Annotated in this window: 10 protein-coding genes; 9 read left to right on the top strand and 1 reads right to left on the bottom strand. The window is 64.7% G+C overall.

What is annotated here, in order from left to right; genetic code table 11:
• From IFT80_RS03415 to IFT80_RS03400, 4 genes are all read left to right on the top strand, one after another.
• The gene (locus tag IFT80_RS03415; protein WP_192136751.1) at positions 1-1,074 is read left to right on the top strand and encodes an FUSC family protein; all 1,074 of its coding nucleotides are present in this window, start codon (positions 1-3) and stop codon (positions 1,072-1,074) included.
• 126 nt (positions 1,075-1,200) lie between these two features.
• Entirely contained in the window at positions 1,201-1,506 is a 306-nt protein-coding gene (locus IFT80_RS03410; protein WP_122477040.1) for a DUF6482 family protein, read from the top strand.
• A gap of 92 nt (positions 1,507-1,598) precedes the next feature.
• The gene (locus IFT80_RS03405) at positions 1,599-9,947 is read left to right on the top strand and encodes a GH36-type glycosyl hydrolase domain-containing protein (protein WP_192136750.1); all 8,349 of its coding nucleotides are present in this window, start codon (positions 1,599-1,601) and stop codon (positions 9,945-9,947) included.
• A gap of 116 nt (positions 9,948-10,063) precedes the next feature.
• Positions 10,064-11,194 carry a lactonase family protein gene (locus tag IFT80_RS03400; protein ID WP_192136749.1) on the top strand — a complete coding sequence of 377 codons (1,131 nt, stop codon included), beginning with the start codon at positions 10,064-10,066 and terminating at the stop codon, positions 11,192-11,194.
• A 22-nt stretch (positions 11,195-11,216) separates the two neighbouring features.
• On the opposite strand, the gene pcsA is transcribed toward IFT80_RS03400, so the two are convergent.
• The gene (gene pcsA / locus IFT80_RS03395; protein WP_240998720.1) at positions 11,217-11,936 is read right to left on the bottom strand and encodes a phosphatidylcholine synthase; all 720 of its coding nucleotides are present in this window, start codon (positions 11,934-11,936) and stop codon (positions 11,217-11,219) included.
• A 406-nt stretch (positions 11,937-12,342) separates the two neighbouring features.
• Here pcsA and ppnN point away from each other — a divergent pair, with 406 nt between their 5' ends.
• The 5 genes from ppnN to IFT80_RS03370 all read left to right on the top strand — a co-directional run bounded on the left by ppnN (position 12,343) and on the right by IFT80_RS03370 (position 19,042).
• Positions 12,343-13,716: a nucleotide 5'-monophosphate nucleosidase PpnN gene (gene ppnN, locus IFT80_RS03390; RefSeq protein WP_192057154.1), complete on the top strand. Its 1,374-nt coding sequence runs from the start codon at positions 12,343-12,345 to the stop codon at positions 13,714-13,716.
• Positions 13,717-14,187: 471 nt separating this feature from the next.
• Positions 14,188-14,946 (top strand): enoyl-CoA hydratase/isomerase family protein, encoded by a 759-nt coding sequence (locus IFT80_RS03385; RefSeq protein ID WP_192057155.1) that lies wholly within the window; start codon positions 14,188-14,190, stop codon positions 14,944-14,946.
• A gap of 254 nt (positions 14,947-15,200) precedes the next feature.
• Positions 15,201-16,265: an ABC transporter substrate-binding protein gene (locus IFT80_RS03380; protein WP_122476971.1), complete on the top strand. Its 1,065-nt coding sequence runs from the start codon at positions 15,201-15,203 to the stop codon at positions 16,263-16,265.
• 12 nt (positions 16,266-16,277) lie between these two features.
• Complete coding sequence (locus IFT80_RS03375) at positions 16,278-17,342, top strand: ABC transporter ATP-binding protein (RefSeq protein WP_192136748.1); 1,065 nt, start codon at positions 16,278-16,280, stop codon at positions 17,340-17,342.
• The gene (locus IFT80_RS03370; protein ID WP_122799930.1) at positions 17,339-19,042 is read left to right on the top strand and encodes an ABC transporter permease subunit; all 1,704 of its coding nucleotides are present in this window, start codon (positions 17,339-17,341) and stop codon (positions 19,040-19,042) included. The genes IFT80_RS03375 and IFT80_RS03370 overlap by 4 nt, the downstream gene beginning before the upstream one ends.
• The last annotated feature ends 1 nt before the right edge of the window (position 19,043 follow it).

Here is a 19,043-nt window from a genome sequence, read left to right as displayed (position 1 = left end):
ATGAATGCATTCAAATCTATCGCCCTACCCGTCTGGTTGCGTCGCGTCCTGCGGCCATTGCTCGATCCCTACCGCCGTTACCGGCATGCCCGCCTGATCCACGCGGCGCGCATCGTCGCCGCCTTGCTGGTGTCCATCCTGCTGACCAGCGGTTTCAGCCTGCCCCACGGCGAATGGGCCTCGGTCACCCTGCTGATCGTCATTGGCGGCCTGCAGCATCACGGCAACATCGGCAAGAAATCGGTCGAACGTGCCTACGGGACGCTCATCGGTGCCGCGCTCGGGCTGGCGGTGGTGGCCCAGCAGAACTACTTCGAAATGCCCATCGTGACCTACCTGCTGATGTCGGTGGCGTGCGGCTTCTTCGCCTACCACGCCATCGGCAAGGGCGGCTATACCGCGCTGCTCTCGGCCATCACCTTGTTCATCGTCGCCGGCCATGGCGATAACCCGATCACCGATGGCCTGTGGCGCACCGTGGACATTCTCATCGGTATCGCCCTGGCGCTGGCGTTTTCATTCGCCCTGCCGCTGTATGCGGTGTATTCGTGGCGCTACAACCTGGCCACCGGACTGCGCGGCTGCGCGACCATCCACAGCCGCATCGTCAGCGGCCAGCCGGTGTCGGCCGACGAGCACTTGAAGCTGATGTCCAAGCTCAACGCGAACATGGTCCAGTTGCGCTCGCTGCTGCCGTCGGTGTCCAAGGAAGTGAAGATTTCCATGACCGAGCTGGACGCGATCCAGGGCCACTTCCGCTTGTGCCTGAGCACCCTGGAAATCCTCGCCAACCTGCGCCCCAGCGGCACCGACCGCAATGCCATGGCGCAATTGCAGCAGTGCCTGAGCGGGGAACACCGACACATTCGTCGGCAACTGGTGGGCATGGCCCGCGCGCTGCGCGACGGTGCCACCGAGCGGCTCGAGCGCAACTATGCCGGCGTCGATGCCGACGCGCCCAATGTGGTGCCCGGTGAGCTGATCGGCTATCGCCTGTTGACCCTGCAGTTGGTCAACAACCTCGATGGACTGCAGCAACTGCTGGCCAAGACCGCCGGGCGCTGGAAGATCTGACCTGGGTTGCCGCCATGGGCGGCACACCGCCACTGGATTGAACTCCGCCGGTGTGGGCCGCCTCAAACCATGCATGAGGCAAAAGCGATGGCCATTCCGGTCCATCACGCCGTTTCGAGGTCGTGCATGAACATCGATAAATTGAGTAGTCACGTCAACAATGGCGAAGTCAGCGAAGTGAACCTGGTGTCCATGGAAGGTGGCTCATACGTGCTTCACGCCATCCTGGAAGGCGTGTCGCAGCCGGTGGCCGATGCCAAGGGTGCGACCCTGCACGTGGCCTCGGTGGAGGAAGCGCGCAAGGTGCTGTCCGGTGTCGCCGATATCAAGCTGTTTCTGGTGCAGGGCAATGCCCACGATGAAATGATCGGCAACCCCGAAGAAGGCCACCAGGTCATGCGCGAAGAAATCCCCCTGCGTTCCAGCCTGTAACCCGCTTTTCTCCGCAACGACGGCGAACTGTCCACTGGCACATCCTTGGATGTGCCATGCTGCATGGCCCCTTCGGGTAACGGACAACCGCCATGAACGCGTTTCTGAATACCCCCTTCCGGGCTGCCCTGCGCAGCGATCCCTGGCTTGCCACCGCCCCCGTACGTGAAGAACTGTTCGGTATCGAACGCCTCGAACAGCATGCCCAGAGCCTGGCTGCTGCGCAGACCGTGAGCGCCCGGCCGCCACGGGTGTTGTCGTTGCAACGTCGCCTCAAGGACAACGCTCAGGTGCTGCTGGTGGCCTACCGGGCCAGCGCGGCGGCGGTGGCCGATGGAATCGCCGTGGTTCCCGCTGCCCAGTGGCTGCTGGACAACTACCCTCTGGTCGAAGAGCACGTCCGCGGTGTCCGCGAGGACCTGCCCGCAGGCTATTACCGGCAATTGCCCAAGCTGGCGAGCGGGCCCTTCGCCGGCTACCCAAGGGTGTTCGGCCTGGCGTGGGCGTTCGTCGCGCATACCGACAGTTTCTTTGATCCAGCGACGCTGCAGCGCTTCATCGACGCCTATCAAAAGGTCCAGCCGCTGACCATCGGCGAGTTGTGGGCGGTGGCGATCACCCTGCGGATCGTGCTGATCGAGAACCTGCGACGGCTGACCGATCAGATCACCGCCGCTGACCTCGCTCGCCTGGATGCCGAAGCCCTGGCCGATCGCCTGTTCGCTGCCGGCTGTGCGCAAAGTGCGCTGGACGACGACATCCGCAGCCGCAGCGCCGAGCCGTTGTCGGAACTGTTCGCCGCGCAATTGGCCAAGCGCCTGCGCGACAAGGACCCGATCACCACCCCGGCCCTGGCCTGGCTTGCACAACGCCTGCACGAACAGAACAGCAGCGTCGGCCAGGCCGTCAGTCACGCCCAGCAGCGCCAAGGTGCCTCCAACCTCAGTGTGCGCAACGTGATCACCAGCCTGCGGCAGATTTCGTCACTGGACTGGGCGCAATGGTTCGAAGACGTCAGCCTGGTGGACGCCAGGCTGCGTGCGGGCAGCCGTTTCGCCGCCATGGATTTCACCACACGCAATCTCTACCGCAGTGCCATCGAACAGTTGGCACGCGGCTCCACCTTTTCCGAACTGCAGATTGCCGAGCAGGCCCTGCAGTTGACCAGCGCCAGGCCCGAGCAGGAACGCGAAGCCGATCCTGGCCACGTACTGATCGCCGAAGGCCGACCGCTGTTGGAAGCGGCGATAGATTTCCATCCATCAGTCGGCTTGCGCTGGCTGCGCTGGCAACGGCAGTTGGGCGTTGGCGGCTATGTCGGCCTGCTGCTGGCACTGACCGCCGGGCTGCTGGCCATCCTGGTGGCACTGCTGCCCGCCGCGCCGGCCCTGTGGCTGACGGCCTTGGTGGTGCTGGGCGCGCTGCCCGCCTCACAGCTGGCGAGTGCCCTGCTCAACCGCGCGGTGACACGATCCTTCGGCGCCATCGCCCTGCCGGGGCTGGACATGCTCGAAGGCGTGCCCAGCCCATGGCGCAGCCTGGTCGCTGTGCCCACGCTGCTGGGCAGCGAGGCAGATCTGCTGGAAGACATCGAGCAACTGGAAGTGCACTACCTGTCGGGCAACTGTGGCGAGCTGTATTTTGCCTTGCTGGTCGATGGCGGTGACGCCGCTGAACAGCACAGGGACGACGATCAGACCCTGCTCGAGGCCGGCCATGCGGCCGTGGCCACACTCAACCGGCGGCACGGTCCGGGCGAGGCCGGCGCGCGATTCATGCTGCTGCACCGCGAGCGCCGCTACAACCCGGCACAGGGATGCTGGATGGGCTGGGAGCGCAAGCGCGGCAAACTGCACGAGCTCAACCGACTGCTGCGCGGCGATGCGCACACCAGTTTCGGTGAGCAGACCGTGCCGGCAGACGTGCGTCTGGTGATCACCCTGGACGCCGATACACGTCTGCCCCGCGACGCCGCGCAGAGGCTGGTGGGCAAGTTGGCGCACCCGCTCAACCGACCGCGGCTGAGTCGCGACGGACGCAACGTAGTCACCGGCTACGGCATCCTCCAGCCACGGGTCACGCCGAGCCTGCCGCTCGACGCCGAAGGCTCCCTGTACCAGCGGGTGTTCTCCAGCCCAGGCGGGGTGGACCCCTATGCCGCAGCGGTATCGGACGTCTATCAAGACCTGTTCGGCGAAGGGTCCTACACGGGCAAGGGCATCTACGATGTGGATGCCTTCGAGGCCGCCCTGGACGGCCGTGTACCTGACGACAGCATGCTCAGCCATGACTTGTTCGAAGGGATTCACGCGCGGGCCGGGCTGGTCAGCGAGATCGAAGTGGTCGAAGCCTTTCCGGCGCGGGTCGACGTCGCGATGCGCCGGCAGCACCGCTGGACAAGAGGCGACTGGCAGTTGCTGCCATGGCTGTTGAAGGCGCAACTGCCGGCACTTGGTCGCTGGAAAATCATCGACAACCTGCGTCGTTCGCTGGTGGCGCCGGCCACTTTGGGCGCCCTGCTGGTCGCCTGGTGCCTGCCTGGGCCGGCGGCCTGGATCGCAACCTTCGCCGTGCTTGCCTGCAGCGCCCTGCCTGCCATGTGGGCACTGCTCCTGGCCGCGCCGCGCAAGCGCCCGGCGGTACTCTGGCGCAGCCATGGCCAGCGCCTGACCCATGACTTGCGCCTGGCCAGTTGGCAGTTCGTGCTCGACCTGGCGTGGTTGCCCGACCAGGCTTGGTCGATGCTCGATGCCATCTTCCGCAGTGTGTACCGGGTCTTTCACAGCAAGCGCCTGCTGCTGGAATGGACCACTGCCGCCCAGGCCGGTGCAGCGCCGCGCCCTGGCCTTGGCGCACACGCTCGACGCATGGCCCCGGGACTGCTGCTGGCCTTGGCCGGTTGCGCCGTCGCACTGGCCAAGGCGCCTGGCAATGCCGCGCTGATCGTGCCGTTTGCCCTGCTGTGGCTGACGGCCCCATTCATCGCACAATGGGTCAGCCGCAGCAGTTCGATCACTCCCTGCGCGCCCGTGAACGCCACGCAGGCACAGGACCTGCGGCTGATTGCCCGACGCACCTGGCGCTACTTCGAAACCTTCGTGACGGCCGGTGACAACCACCTGCCGCCCGACAATTTCCAGGAGCAGCCCCACCCGGTGGTTGCCCACCGCACCTCACCGACCAATATGGGCCTGTACCTGCTGGCGGCCGCCAGTGCGCGGGACTTCGGCTGGGCGGGCACCCGCCAGACCTTGCTGCGCCTGGAGGCGAGCCTGGCGGTGATGCAGACGCTGGAACGCTTTCGCGGGCATTTCTACAACTGGTACGACACCCAGGACCTGCGCCCACTGCCGCCGGTGTACGTGTCGGCGGTCGACAGCGGCAATCTGGCCGGGCATTTGATCGCGTTGGCCAATGCCTGTGAACAGTGGGCCGAGCAAGGTCCGCTGGACCCCTCCTCCGGGCTGCACGACACCCTGCTGCTGGTCATTGAAGAACAAGGTCGCAGCCAACCGCTGACCCAGATACAGGCGCACCTGCAGACCCCGTTCGACCTCGGTCGACAGGCAGTCGCCAGGCTGTTGGGGGAAATCCCGGCCGACCCTGGTAATGGCGTCTGGCTGCCAGCCTTGAAACAGGCGTTCGCGGCTCACCTGGATGACCGCCAACTGCACGGCGACACCTCGGCGCGCCTGCGAGCGTTGGCCGATAACGCGCGGCGCATGGCTATGGACATGGAGTTCGGCTTTCTGCTCAACCGCAAGCGGCAGTTGCTGTCGATCGGCTACCGCGTCGCCGAGCAGCAACTGGACAGCAACTGCTATGACATGCTGGCTTCCGAGGCACGCCTGGCCAGCCTGTTCGCCATCGCCAAGGGCGATGTCGCCACGCGGCACTGGTTCCGCCTGGGCCGCAGTGCCACACCGTTGGGCAATGGCTCGGCCCTGATCTCCTGGTCCGGGTCGATGTTCGAGTACCTGATGCCGTCCCTGGTGATGCGCGCCCCCGCCGGCAGCCTGCTGACCCAGACACAACGGCTGGTGGTGGAGCGTCAACAGGCCTACGGCAAGTCGCTGGGCATCCCGTGGGGGATTTCCGAATCGGCCTACAATGCGCGCGATCTGGAATTCACCTATCAATACTCCAACTTCGGCGTGCCCGGCCTCGGGCTCAAGCGCGGGCTGGCCGACGACCAGGTCATCGCACCCTATGCCACGGCATTGGCAGCGATGGTCGACGCTCCCGGCGCCTGGGCCAATTTCGCCACCCTGCGGGCATTGGGCGCGCTCGGCCAGTACGGTTTCTACGAAGCGGTCGACTACACCCCGACACGCTTGCCCGAGGACACTTCGCAGGCAATCGTGTGCAACTACATGGCTCACCACCAGGGCATGACAGTGGTGGCCATCGCCAACGTGCTGCTCGACGGTGCCATGCGCGAGCGCTTTCACCGCGAACCGATGATCCAGGCCAGCGAGCTGTTGTTGCAGGAGCGCATGCCCGCCAATGTCGCAGCCCTGCAAGCCGCTGCCGAACACGGCCATAACGTCGCCGCAGAGACGCTGGAAGGTCGCACCCAGCGCGCCCTCGATGGCCTGCCGGTGGCAGCGCCGATCACCCATCTGCTCTCCAACGGGCGCTATTGCGTGATGTTGACCGGTCTCGGGACTGGCTACAGTCGCTGGCGCGATCTGGCCGTGACGCGCTGGCGCGAAGATCCGGTACTGGACCCGTGGGGCTCGTTCGTGTTCGTGCGTGATCTGGATCGGGGCACCCTGTGGTCCGCTGCCGACACCCGTGCGCACGGTTGCCTGGGCGAGGTCACGTTCGCCGAGGACCATGCCCAGTTCATCAGCCACCGCGACGGTTTGACCAGTACATTGACCGTGCTGGTGTCCGGCGAGGACGACAGCGAAGTGCGCTCACTCACCTTGACCAATCGCAGCGAGCAGACCCGCTCCGTGGAGCTGACCACCTACAGCGAACTGGTACTGGGCGCCGCTTCGGCCGACAGCGCTCACCCGGCCTTTGCCAAGTTGTTCGTGGTTACCGAGTACCTGCCTGAATATGCCGCGTTGGTGGCTACCCGGCGGCCGCGCAGCAGCGAGGAGCCGCAGGTCTGGGCCGCTCACTTCGCAGTGCTCGACACGCCGCTGGACGGCCCGGTGCAGTACGAAAGCGACCGCGCCGCCTTTCTCGGCCGCGAGCACACCTTGCTCCAGGCCACCGCCCTGAAGTCCGGCGCAACACTGTCCAACAGCGTCGGCACGGTGCTCGACCCGCTGTTCGCCCTGCGTCACTGCCTCAGCATCGCTCCAGGCCAGAGCGTGGACATCGCCTTCTGGACCGTGGTGGCCGACAGCCGCGAAGCGCTGCTGGGCCTGATCGACAAGCACCATGAGCACAGTGCCTACGAGCGCGCCAAGACCCTGGCCTGGACCCAGGCACAGGTGCAACTGCGCCATCTGGATATCGACGCCGAGGCGGCAGCCGACTTCCAGCGCTTGAGCGCGTCCCTGTTGTACGCTGACGCTCAATGGCGCGCACCAGCGCTGAGCATCCTGCGCGGTGCAGGCAGCCAGGCCGGCCTGTGGCCAATGGGCATCTCGGGTGACCTGCCCGTCGTACTGCTGCAGATCGACGACATCGAAGATCTGCCGCAAGTGCGTGAACTGCTGCTGGCCCACGAATACTGGCGAATGAAGCGCCTGAGCGTGGATCTGGTGATCCTCAACGAGCGTGACGCCAGCTATCAGCAGGACCTGCAGATTGCCGTGGAAACCGCAGTGCGCAGCAGTCAATCGCGACCCGGACCCAGCGCGGTATTGAGCCGCGGTACGGTGTACACGCTGCGGGCCGACCTGTTGCCGGGCGATGCGCGCAGCCTGTTGCTGGCCACCGCGCGCCTGGTGCTGCGCGCCCACAGCGGATGCATCAATGCGCAGATCGGCCTGCGTCCGAGCCAGGGCGTACCTGATCGCAAAGCGCAGTGGCCGCAACGGGCGACGAGCGTTGCCGCTACAGCCGGCGCCCCCGAGGCGGTCGAGGAAGTGCTGGAGTGTTTCAACGGCCTAGGCGGTTTCGCCGACGAAGGCCGCGAGTACGTCACCCTACTCGACCAGGGCGCGTGTACCCCGGCACCCTGGCTGAACGTCATCGCCAATCAGAACTTCGGCTTCCAGGTCTCGACCCAGGGCGCCGGGTACACGTGGGCGCTGAACAGCCGGGAGAACCAGCTCACTCCTTGGGGCAACGACCCGGTGGGCGACGCCAGCGGCGAGGCCCTGTACGTACGCGACAACGCCAATGGCATCATCACCGGGCCTTGTGCATGGCCCGTGCGTGACGAAGGGCGCTACAGCGCGCGGCACGGGTTCGGCTACAGCCGCTTCGAGCACAGCGCCAACCAGTTGCACATGGGCCTGCTGCAATACGTGCCACTGGAGGACGCCGTCAAGATCAGCCGTCTGAGCGTGCGCAACCTCAGCGACAAACCCCGCCGGCTCAGTGTGTTCAGCTACCTGGAATGGGTGCTGGGTACCTCGCGCGCGGCCACCGCCGCGGGGCTTATCAGCGAAGTGGATGCTCGTACCGGGGCCCTGCTGGCACGCAACCCGTGCGCCATCGCCTTTGCCGGACGCGTGGCATTTTCCGACCTGGCCGGTGGTATCGGCCATTGGACGGCCGACCGCACCGAGTTTCTTGGCCGTCACGGCAGCTACGCCGCCCCGGCTGCGCTCGCCTCCTCGGCGCCGTTGGCCGGCGCCAGCGCCGCCGGGCTCGATCCCTGTGCCGCCCAGCAGCATGAAGTGCTGTTGGCAGCTGGGCAGCAGATCGAACTGGTATGGCTGGTCGGCCAGGCGCCGTCGCTGGAACAAGCCCAGCGTCTGGTGCTCAAGTACCGCCACGAACATCTGGACGGTGTGCTGCAACGCGTGCGCGACAGCTGGGCCGACAAGCTCGAAGCCGTGCAGGTGCGCACCCCGGATCGGGCACTGGACATCATGCTCAACGGCTGGTTGCTGTACCAGACCATCGTCTGCCGCCTGTGGGCACGCTCGGCGTTCTACCAGGCCAGTGGCGCCTACGGCTTGCGCGATCAGTTGCAGGATGGCTTGGCCTTGAGCCTGGCAGCACCGCACCTGACCCGCGAACATCTGCTGCGCGCTGCAGGTCGGCAGTTCGTCGAAGGCGACCTGCAGCACTGGTGGCTGCCTCATTCCGGGCAGGGGGTGCGCACCCGCATCAGCGACGACCGGGCCTGGTTGGCTTATTGCACCGCCGAGTACGTTCGCAGCAGTGGCGACGAAGGGGTGCTCGACGCCCCTGTCGCTTTCCTTGAAGGTGAGCCCCTGGCCAGCGGCGAAACCGATCGCTTCTTCCTGCCGCAAACCGCTGCGTCATCCGCTTCTTTGTACGAGCATTGCGCCCTGGCGCTGGACTGCAGCCTGGAGCAGATGGGCGACATGGGTCTGCCGCTGATCGGCAGCGGCGACTGGAACGATGGCATGAACCGGGTGGGTGAACAGGGTCGCGGCCAGAGTGTCTGGCTGGGCTGGATGCTGCTGGCCAGCCTGGAGCGGTTCATCCCCTTGGCCGCCCGGCGCGACTGCCCGCGGGCACAGCGCTGGCAGCAAGCCTACCTGCAGTTGCAGACCGCGCTGGAAACCCACGCCTGGGATGGCCAGTGGTATCGCCGCGCAACGTTCGACGATGGCACGTGGCTGGGCGCCGACGGCAATCCGGAATGTCGCATCGACTCGATCGCCCAGAGCTGGGCCGTGCTGTCCGGCGCCGCGCAGCCCGAACGAGCCCAGCAGGCCATGAGCGCAGTCAATGAGCATCTGGTGCGACCGGCAGACGGCATCGCGCTGCTGTTCACTCCGCCGTTCGAGCACTCGCCGCACGATCCCGGCTACTTGATGGCGTACCCACCCGGCCTGCGCGAAAACGGCGGGCAATACAGCCATGCGGCCATGTGGGCAATCCTGGCCTTCGCCAGGCAGCACCGCGGTGATGAGGCACTGGCGTTGATCGACCTGCTCAACCCCATCAACCATGCGTTGGACGCCGCCAGCGTGCAACGCTACAAGGTCGAGCCATACGTGATCGCCGCGGATGTCTATTCGGTTGCGCCCCATGTCGGGCGTGGCGGTTGGACCTGGTACACCGGCTCGGCCAGCTGGATGTACCGCGCCGGCATCGAGGGCATTCTCGGTGTGCGCCGCGAGGGACAATGGCTGCTGCTCGACCCTCGTATCGCGGCCCGGTGGGCAGGGTTCAGCGTGCAAATTCGCGTGCCCGGCGGGCACGTGCACATCAGTGTGGAGCGCAGCGACGACGGTGGTCGTGGCTGCCTGTTGGACGGCAAGCCACTGGTGCTGGATGAAGGTGTCGCGCGCATCCCATTGGCACCGCACCTGGTCCACTACACCCTGTAGGCGGCGCCTGGCTGGGCACGCTGGCCATCGGCCCAGCGTACCCAGCCGGGGCGCTTTACTTCGTCACCACGCACTCATAGGATGACTGACTACAACAACAAAGCCGAGGTTCTTCCATGCGTAAACATCTGCTTCTTGCCGCCGCCATCGGCTGCGCCGGCGGCCTGGCCCAGGCCAGTACCTTCGCCTATATCTCGAGCCCCGAGGACGGCATGATTTCCCAGTACCGCCTGGACGAAAACACCGGATCGCTGACGCTGGTGCACCAGACTCACGCGGGCGACCAGGTTAATCCCATGGCCCTGAGCCCCGACGGTTCGACCTTGTACGCCGCCCTTCGGGTCAAGCCGTTCCGCGTCATGGCCTATCGCATCGACCCGGCCAGCGGCCAACTGGACGCCGCCGCCGAAGCCCCGCTGGCAGCCAGCCTGGCCTACCTGAGCACCGACCGTACCGGCCGCTACCTGATGGGTGCTTCCTATGGCGGCAATGTGCTGACCGTACAACCCATAGATGCCGAGCACCGTCCCGGCGAAGACATCAAGGTCTACCCGACCGGCCCCTACGCCCACTCCGTGCGCAGCGACCCCAGCAACCGTTTCGTCTACGCAGGCAATCTGGGCGTGGACCAGGTGTTGCAATTCACGCTGGACGACAGCAGCGGCGCCCTGGAACCCATCGGTAACGGCCATGCCTCGGTCACCGCCGGCAGCGGCCCGCGGCATATCGCGTTCGCGCCAGGCGGCAAGTTTCTATACGTGGTGGGCGAGCTGAGCGGTACGGTCGACAGCTTTTCCATCGACGCGCAGACCGGGGCCCTGACCAAGGTCGCCCATGTCGAAGCCGTGCCCAAGTCGCTGAGCCTGGCGCACGGCGAGATTCGCAATGCCGGCAACAACGATCTCAAGGATGATCCGACACCACGTATCTGGGCTGCGGACATTCGCGTATCGCCTGACGGTCAGCTGATCTACATCACTGAACGCACCACCAGTTCGGTCTCGGCGTTCAAGGCCGATCCCGCCAGCGGCACGCTGAGCTTCCAGGGCAACTACCCGCTGCAGGAGAAGCAGCCGCGCAACATCGCTTTCTCGCCCAGCGGACGCTGGTTGCTGGTGACCGGGGAAAAGGCAGACAAGGTGGGCAGCTATGCCGTGGGCGCAGCGGGTGCGCTGACCCGTACGGCAGAAGCGCCTTCGGGCAAAGGCGCCTTGTGGATCGAGATGTTGAACCTGCCGGGCGCTTGACCGGCTGCTGCTTGATCGGCTGCTAGGTGCGCGTGCGGCCGATCCATTCGACCGCCGTGCGCCAGAAGCACACACCCAGGAAGTACGCCGACATCAAGCTCCACAGACCCATGGCCACCGGGTTGCTGGCGGGGTGGTTGAGGATCAGCACGAAGGTGCACAGCAACCAGATCGACGTCACTGCGATGTTGACCGCCATGAAACGGCGAACCCGGAACGGGTGCAGGAACTTCATCTTGGTGACGGTCAGCAGCGCCAGCCCGACAACGGTGAGCAGCGCGATCCACGGCGACGGCGAGATGATGTACATGCACAGCGCCACTACGTTCCAGGCCGCGGGAAAGCCGACGAAGTAGTTGTCCTTGCTCTTCATGTTGACGTTGCAGAAGCAGAACAACGACGACACCAGAATGATGCTGACGGTGATCAGCAAGGTGAATTCGGGCAGTGGAATGTAGCGATAGATGAACAGTGCCGGAATGAACACGTACGTCAGGTAATCGATGACCAGATCGAGTGTCGAGCCATCGAAGTGCGGCAGCAACGACTGGGTATTGAGCTTGCGTGCCAGTGCACCGTCGACGCCGTCGACCACCAGCGCCAGGCCCAGCCACAGCAGGCAGATTTTCGGCTGGCCGTCGAACAGCGCCAGTGTGGCAAGAAAGGCCAGCACCACGCCGGTGGCGGTGAAGCCGTGGGCGCCCCATGCTTTGAGCGTGGCCGAGGGTCTGATCAGTATCACGGGGTGTTCTCCAGGAAGTAGACGGGCCATGACAACCGCTGGCAGGTATCCACAGCATTGACCCGAAAGCGGCACAAGTAAATGAATGGGCCGCAGCTATCGACCGGGCGTGTGGGTGTAAGGTTCACGACTCGGTCAACGTAAGTGTCACAGGTAACCCGGTGCGCTGCCAAGCGATTCACTGCATTGAAGTTTTTGTGGCGACGGACGTTGACCGCCGCGCGGCACCGCGGAGTAAGATGAAGCCGGTGTCCAACTGCCCCAAGATTGGGGCGGAACCGGTTTTTCACCCGCAGGACCAGCAGATTCAGCGCCCGGGCCAGACAGCCTGGCGCCGGTGAAGTCGCTCATTATCCGGATGGCGCGGCCCATGTGGCCGCGCTACGTTGCGTTAAGGGAATATAGAATGGCCCCAAGAAATGTGATTAATGCGTCGGTGAGCCCCAAGGGCAGCCTGGAAACCCTCTCCCAGCGCGAAGTGCAGCAACTCAGTGCCGCCGGTTCAGGCAGCACCTATACCCTGTTTCGCCAGTGCGCCCTGGCCATTCTCAATACCGGCGCCCATGTCGACAACGCCAAGACCATCCTCGACGCCTATCGGGATTTCGAAGTGCGTATCCATCAGCAGGACCGTGGCGTGCGCCTTGAGCTGCTGAACGCCCCGGCGGACGCCTTCGTCGATGGCGAGATGATCGCCAGTACCCGCGAGATGCTCTTCAGCGCACTGCGCGACATCGTCTATACCGAAAGCGAGCTGGACAGCCAGCGCATCGACCTGAGCGATTCCCAGGGCATTACCGACTACGTCTTTCATCTATTGCGCAACGCCCGCACCCTGCGTGCCGGCCTCGAGCCGAAGATGGTGGTGTGCTGGGGTGGCCATTCGATCAACTCGGACGAATACAAGTACACCAAGAAAGTTGGCCACGAACTGGGCCTGCGCCGGCTGGACATCTGTACCGGTTGCGGCCCTGGCGTGATGAAGGGGCCGATGAAAGGCGCCACCATTGCCCATGCCAAGCAGCGCATGAGCGGCGGGCGTTACCTGGGCCTGACCGAGCCGGGCATCATCGCCGCGGAAGCGCCGAACCCGATCGTCAACGAGCTGGTCATTCTTCCGGATATCGAGAAGCGTCTGGAAGCGTTCGTGCGGGTCGGTCATGGGATCATCATCTTCCCCGGCGGCGCAGGGACGGCCGAAGAGTTTCTGTACCTGCTGGGCATTCTGATGCATCCGGACAACCAGGGCTTGCCGTTTCCGGTGATCCTGACCGGCCCCAAGAGTGCGCAGGCGTATCTGCAGCAGCTGGACCAGTTTGTCGTGGCGACCCTGGGCGAAGCGGCTCGGCAGCATTACCAGATCATCATCGACAACCCGGCCGACGTGGCGCGGGAGATGACCGAGTCGTTGAAGCAGGTGAAGCTGTTCCGCCGCGAGCGCAACGACGCCTTCCACTTCAACTGGCTGTTGAAGATCGAGGAAAGCTTCCAGCGTCCGTTCGACCCGACCCACGCCAATATGGCCGATCTTGAACTCAGCCACGCCCTGCCCCCGCATCAACTGGCGGCGAACCTGCGCCGGGCGTTTTCCGGGATCGTGGCGGGCAACGTGAAGGACAAGGGCATTCGTCTGATCGAAGAGCATGGCCCGTACCAGATTCGCGGTGATGCCGCGATCATGGAACCGCTGGACAAACTGCTGCAGGCGTTCGTCGAGCAGAACCGCATGAAACTGCCAGGTGGCGCAGCCTATGTGCCGTGCTACCGCGTCGTGACCTGACCCGCCCCCGTACGGTGGGAGCGGTGATCGGCCGTGAAACTCCCACCGCGTATTACCTGATACCCCCGCCGCGCCCTTCGCGGCCACGGACCGCTCCTACGATTTGAACCCTGTAGGAGCGGTCATCGGCCGCGAAACCACCCCCGCGTAATACCTGACACCCCGCCGCGCCCTTCGCGGCCACGGACCGCTCCTACGATTTGAACCCTGTAGGAGCGGTCATCGGCCGCGAAACCACCCCCGCGTAATACCTGACTCCCCGCCGCGCCCTTCGCGGCCACGGACCGCTCCTACGATTTGAACCCTGTAGGAGCGGTCATCGGCCGCGAAACCACCCCCGCGCAATACCTGACACCCCGCCGCGAATCTTTCAGCCGTTTACTCAAGCCCAAGATTTCCAAACAAACCTGTTGCGCATCCTGCGAGATAATTCTATCGTTATTCCACATCAACTATCGCATTGAGATAAACATGTCAGACATCGTGCTAGAAATCAAAGGGCCTGTCGCTGTCATCACCCTCAATCGTCCGGCAGTGCTGAATGCCTGGACCACGCCGATGCGTAACGAAATCATCGAAGCCTTGAACGGCTACAACGCCGACCCGGAAATCAAGGCCGTGATCATGACCGGCGCTGGCGACCGCGCTTTTTCGGCAGGCCAGGATCTTTCCGAAGCCCACGATTTCGACGGGGACCGCGCCGTTGAATGGGTCGGCGAGTGGGAGCGCTACTACGCCACCCTGCGCGGCCTGTCCAAACCACTGATCATCGCCCTCAATGGCACGGCTGCAGGTTCCGCGTTTCAGGTCGCACTGCTGGGCGACATCCGCGTTGGCCACCCAGGCGTGCGCATGGGCCAGCCAGAAATCAACTCCGGCATTCCCAGCACTACCGGTCCGTGGATCATGAACAGCATGCTGGGCATGTCGCGCACCATCGAGCTGACGCTGACCGGCCGTTTGATGGACGCCGATGAATGCAAGCAGATCGGCTTGATCCACCATTTGGTGCCAGCCGATCAAGTGATGAGCAAGGCCCTGGAAATCGCCGAAGAACTGGCCGCCAAGCCCCCGATCGCCATGCGCCTGGACAAGCAGCGCTTCCGCGAAATGAGCGAGCCTGGCTTCAAGGACTGCATTGCTGCCGGCCGTCGCCTGCAGAAGGAGGCATACGACTCCGGCGAGCCGCAGCGAATGATGGAAGCCTTCTTCAAGGCCCGCGCCAAATAAAGCCCTGCCTTGTGAAAGTGAGTTGATTGTGGGAGCGCGGCTCGGCCCGCGAAGGCAGCAACGCGGAATCACTGATATACCGCGGAGCCCTTTTCGCGGGCAGAGACCCGCTCCCACAGAGCCCGCTCCCGCGGGAAATGATTTCATCGCACCACGCACGGCGGCGGCCATGTACCTACCCCGGCTCTTGCAATGCTTTGACTGCCGACGTCCTGACTACCCAACGATCCATTCGTTTTCTGTAGGAGACTGTCATGCACACACCTTCCAACCCCGGACGCCGTCGGTTGCTCAAGGCCGGCGCCACGGTCGCACTGGTCTGCGGCCTGCCCAGCGTGGTCCGCGCCGCCGATAAACAGATCATCGTCTCCGACCCCGGCGGTCCCTACACCGTGGCCTACCGCAAGGCTTTCTACGACCCCTTCGAAAAAGCCACCGGCATCAAAGTCATCAGCGTGGCGCGTGAGTCCCAGCCGGTGGCGCAGTTCTCGGCCATGGTAAAAACCCGCAACTACGTGTGGGACGTCACCACCCTGACCATTTCCGCCGACATCCCCTACCTCGAAGCCCAGGGCTTTCTCGAACCGATCGGGTTGTCGGCGAGCGAATACCCTGACCTGCTTCCCGAAGCCATCACCGCCAACTTCCTCGGTGTCGACGTGTACTCCACTGTGCTGGCCTACCGCACCGACACCTTCAAGGACGGCAACGGCCCGCAGAGCTGGGCAGATTTCTGGAACGTCGAGAAATTTCCCGGCCGCCGCTGCCTGCGCCGCAGCCCGCTGGACACACTGGAACAGGCCCTGCTGGCGGACGGCGTCAGCCTCGACGAGCTGTACCCGATGGACGTCGACCGCGCCTTCAAGAGCCTGGACAAGATCAAACCGCACATCGACCTGTGGTGGACCTCGGGCGCGCAAGCCATGCAAGCCATCCAGAGCGGCGAAGTCGACATGATCTCGGCCTGGAACGGCCGCGCCCAGGCCGCCATCGACAACGGCGCGCCGGTGCAGATCGTCTGGAACCAGGGGCTTTATTCGATCGAAGGCTGGGCCATCCCCAAGGGGACGCCGCACGCGGACATGGCCAAACAGTTCGTGCGCTTCTGCGCCGATGCCAAGCGCCAGGCCGACTTCACCGACACCCTGGCCTACGGCCCGACCAACCGCAAATCCTTCGAGTTCATCCCGGCAGAGCGCGCGGCGCTGCTGCCGACCGCCCCGCAGAACCTGAAAAACATGCGTCTGCCGAGCCCTGCCTGGTGGGCAGAGAACCGCACTGCCGTGACCGAGCGGTTCAACGCCTGGATCTTGTCGTAAGGGAGTCGATGCATGAGCGTGAAACTTGAAACCCGTGGCCTGGGCAAGACCTATGGTCAGTTCGTCGCCCTGCAACCCACCGATATCCAGGTGCGCGAAGGCGAGTTCCTGACCCTGCTCGGGCCTTCGGGCTCGGGCAAGACCACCTTGCTGCAGATGATTTCCGGGCTGGTCCCACCGGACAGCGGGCAGTTGCTGATCGATGGCCAGGACGCGACCCACATCGCCCCCGGAAAGCGCGGCATCGGCCTGGTGTTCCAGAGCTATGCGTTGTTCCCGCACATGAGCGTGCGTGACAACGTGGCGTACGGGCTGCGCATGCGCAAATACCCCAAGGGCGAAGTCAACCAGGCGGTCGACGACGCCTTGGGCATGGTGCGCATGGAGGATTTCGCCCATCGCTACCCGAACGAACTGTCCGGTGGCCAGCAACAACGGATCGCCCTGGCCCGCTGCTTCGCCTACCGTCCCTCGATCATCCTGCTCGACGAGCCGCTGGGCGCCCTGGACAAGAACCTGCGCGAGCACATGCAGCTGGAAATCCGCCGCATGCACAAGGAACTGGGGGCTACGTTCATCTATGTCACCCACGACCAGGAAGAGGCGCTGACCCTCTCGGATCGCATCTGCCTGATGAACCGCGCGCGCATCGAACAGCTGGCCACGCCAGAAGAACTCTACGATCGCCCGGCAACACGCTTCGCCGCCGAGTTCATCGGCCACTCCAATCTGCTCCAGGGCCAACGCGACGGCACCGGCCACCTGCAGGTCGAAGGCCAACGGCTGGACCTGGCTGGCTGCGCCGGGCACCAGGCGCCGAGCGCCGGCACGGAAGCGTTCCTGCTCATCCGGCCCGAAGCCGCGCGCTTGACCGAACCCACTGCCGGCTTGCTGCAGGGCATCGTCGATGAATGCGTATTCCTGGGCAGCGACACCCGCGCCCTGGTCCGCCTGCCTTCGGGCAACCGCTTCAGTGTGCGCTGTTCACGCGAGCTCAGCCCGCGCGTCGGTGACCCGGTTGGCATCGCCTGGAATCCCACACGGGCCACCCTGCTGCCCGCGCAGGCCACCTCATGAACTGGCGCAAAGGCCTGATTCCGGCCATCCCCGCCCTGCTTTTCCTGGCACTGTTCTTTCTGCTGCCGGTGGCGGAAATGCTCATGGGCAGTTTCCAGAACGCCAGCGGCGAGCTGAGCCTGGGCAATTTCGAACGGATCGCCTCGACCCCGGTGTACGCCCGCGTTCTGGGCATTACCTTCTGGATCTCGGCGCTGACGGCCGTGCTGTCGGTGCTGCTCGCGTACCCCGTGGCCTACCTGCTCACCCGGCTCTCGCCCATGGGTCGCGAGCGTTGGCTGCTGTGGATCATGCTGCCGTTCTGGACCAGCTACCTGGTCAAGACCTATGCGTGGATGCTGCTGCTGTCACGCAAGGGCTTGCTGACCACGCTCGCCGCCGACGTGCTGGACAACCCGTCCGGCCTGGTCCCCGCACTTTCGGGGGTGCTGATCGGCATGGTCCACTCGATGCTGCCGCTGGCGGTGATTACCCTGCTGCCGATCATGCGCAGCATCGACCAGCGCCTCGCGCCGGCCGCACAGACACTGGGCGCCAGCGGTTCGATGAGCTTCTTCAGCATCTTCCTGCCGCTCTCGGCGCCCGGCATCGCCGCTGCGGGTCTGCTGGTGTTCATCACCAGCCTTGGCTTCTTCATCGTGCCTGCGCTGCTGGGTTCGCCACGGGAAATGATGGTGGCGCAGTTGGTGATTTCCTCGGTGCTCGACCTGTTCGACATGAACTTCGCCGGTGCCCTGTCGGTGGTGCTGTTGGCCTGCTCGTTGGTGGTGTTCGTGATCTACGACCGCATCGCCGGGCTGTCGTCGCTCGGCGGCGAGGCGCCCAAGGAACGTCAGTCCGGAATGGGTCTGCAGATCCTGATCTGGCTGGGGCACCGCTTTTCGGGCCGGGGCAAAGCGCCGCGGCGCAGTGGCGATGGCGCCCTGTTGACCGGTTACAGCGTGCTGCTGGTCATGCTGCTGATTCTGCCCGTGCTGGTGGTCGTTCCGCTGGCATTCACCAGCAGCCCGTTCATTGCCTTCCCGCCCAAGCTGTTCAGCTTGAAATGGTTCGAGGAGTTCTTCACGTCCGCCGTATGGCAGGCGGCCCTGTTCCGCTCGCTGGGCGTCGGTGTGGCCACCGCGCTGCTGGCGCTGGTGTTGGGCTTCGGTGCGACCCTGGCCTTGACGCGGGTAAGCGCCGGGTGGCGCAAAGGCCTGTTCGCGTTGTTCATCGCCCCGCTGATCGTGCCGCGCATCGTGATTGCACTGGGCCTGTTGTACCTGTTTTCCAGGCTTGGCCTGGCGGGCAAGGACATCGGCCTGGTGCTGGGCCACACGGTACTGGCCCTGCCCTACGTGGTGGTCACCCTGTCGGCGGCGTTCAAGCAGTATGACTGGCGCCTCGACGATGCCGCGCGGATTCTCGGCGCCGGTGCGTTCACGCGACTGCGCACCGTGACCCTGCCGCTCATGTCGGCGAGCCTGGTCTCCGCGTTTCTGCTGGCCTTCATCACCTCGTTCGACGACCTGACCATCGCCATTTTCGTCAGCGGTGGCATCAATACCACGCTGCCCAAGCAGATGTGGGACAGCATCCAGCTGGCGCTCACCCCAACCCTGGCTGCGGTTTCCACCACGTTGCTGGTGTTCATCGTGTTGTTTGCCGTCATTGCCCAATGGGTATCGCGGCGTTCCACTTCCAAACGTCAAGGGCTCTGAA

Source organism: Pseudomonas sp. CFBP 8771, assembly GCF_014841695.1.
Classification (GTDB): Bacteria; Pseudomonadota; Gammaproteobacteria; order Pseudomonadales; family Pseudomonadaceae; genus Aquipseudomonas; species Aquipseudomonas baltica.
This window is presented reverse-complemented; position numbering and strand designations above follow the sequence as displayed.

Coding starts and splice junctions, on each gene's coding strand:
- IFT80_RS03415 (WP_192136751.1), top strand. CDS start 1: ATGAATGCATTCAAATCTATCGCCCTACCCGTCTGGTTGCGTCGCGTC.
- IFT80_RS03410 (WP_122477040.1), top strand. CDS start 1,201: ATGAACATCGATAAATTGAGTAGTCACGTCAACAATGGCGAAGTCAGC.
- IFT80_RS03405 (WP_192136750.1), top strand. CDS start 1,599: ATGAACGCGTTTCTGAATACCCCCTTCCGGGCTGCCCTGCGCAGCGAT.
- IFT80_RS03400 (WP_192136749.1), top strand. CDS start 10,064: ATGCGTAAACATCTGCTTCTTGCCGCCGCCATCGGCTGCGCCGGCGGC.
- ppnN (WP_192057154.1), top strand. CDS start 12,343: ATGGCCCCAAGAAATGTGATTAATGCGTCGGTGAGCCCCAAGGGCAGC.
- IFT80_RS03385 (WP_192057155.1), top strand. CDS start 14,188: ATGTCAGACATCGTGCTAGAAATCAAAGGGCCTGTCGCTGTCATCACC.
- IFT80_RS03380 (WP_122476971.1), top strand. CDS start 15,201: ATGCACACACCTTCCAACCCCGGACGCCGTCGGTTGCTCAAGGCCGGC.
- IFT80_RS03375 (WP_192136748.1), top strand. CDS start 16,278: ATGAGCGTGAAACTTGAAACCCGTGGCCTGGGCAAGACCTATGGTCAG.
- IFT80_RS03370 (WP_122799930.1), top strand. CDS start 17,339: ATGAACTGGCGCAAAGGCCTGATTCCGGCCATCCCCGCCCTGCTTTTC.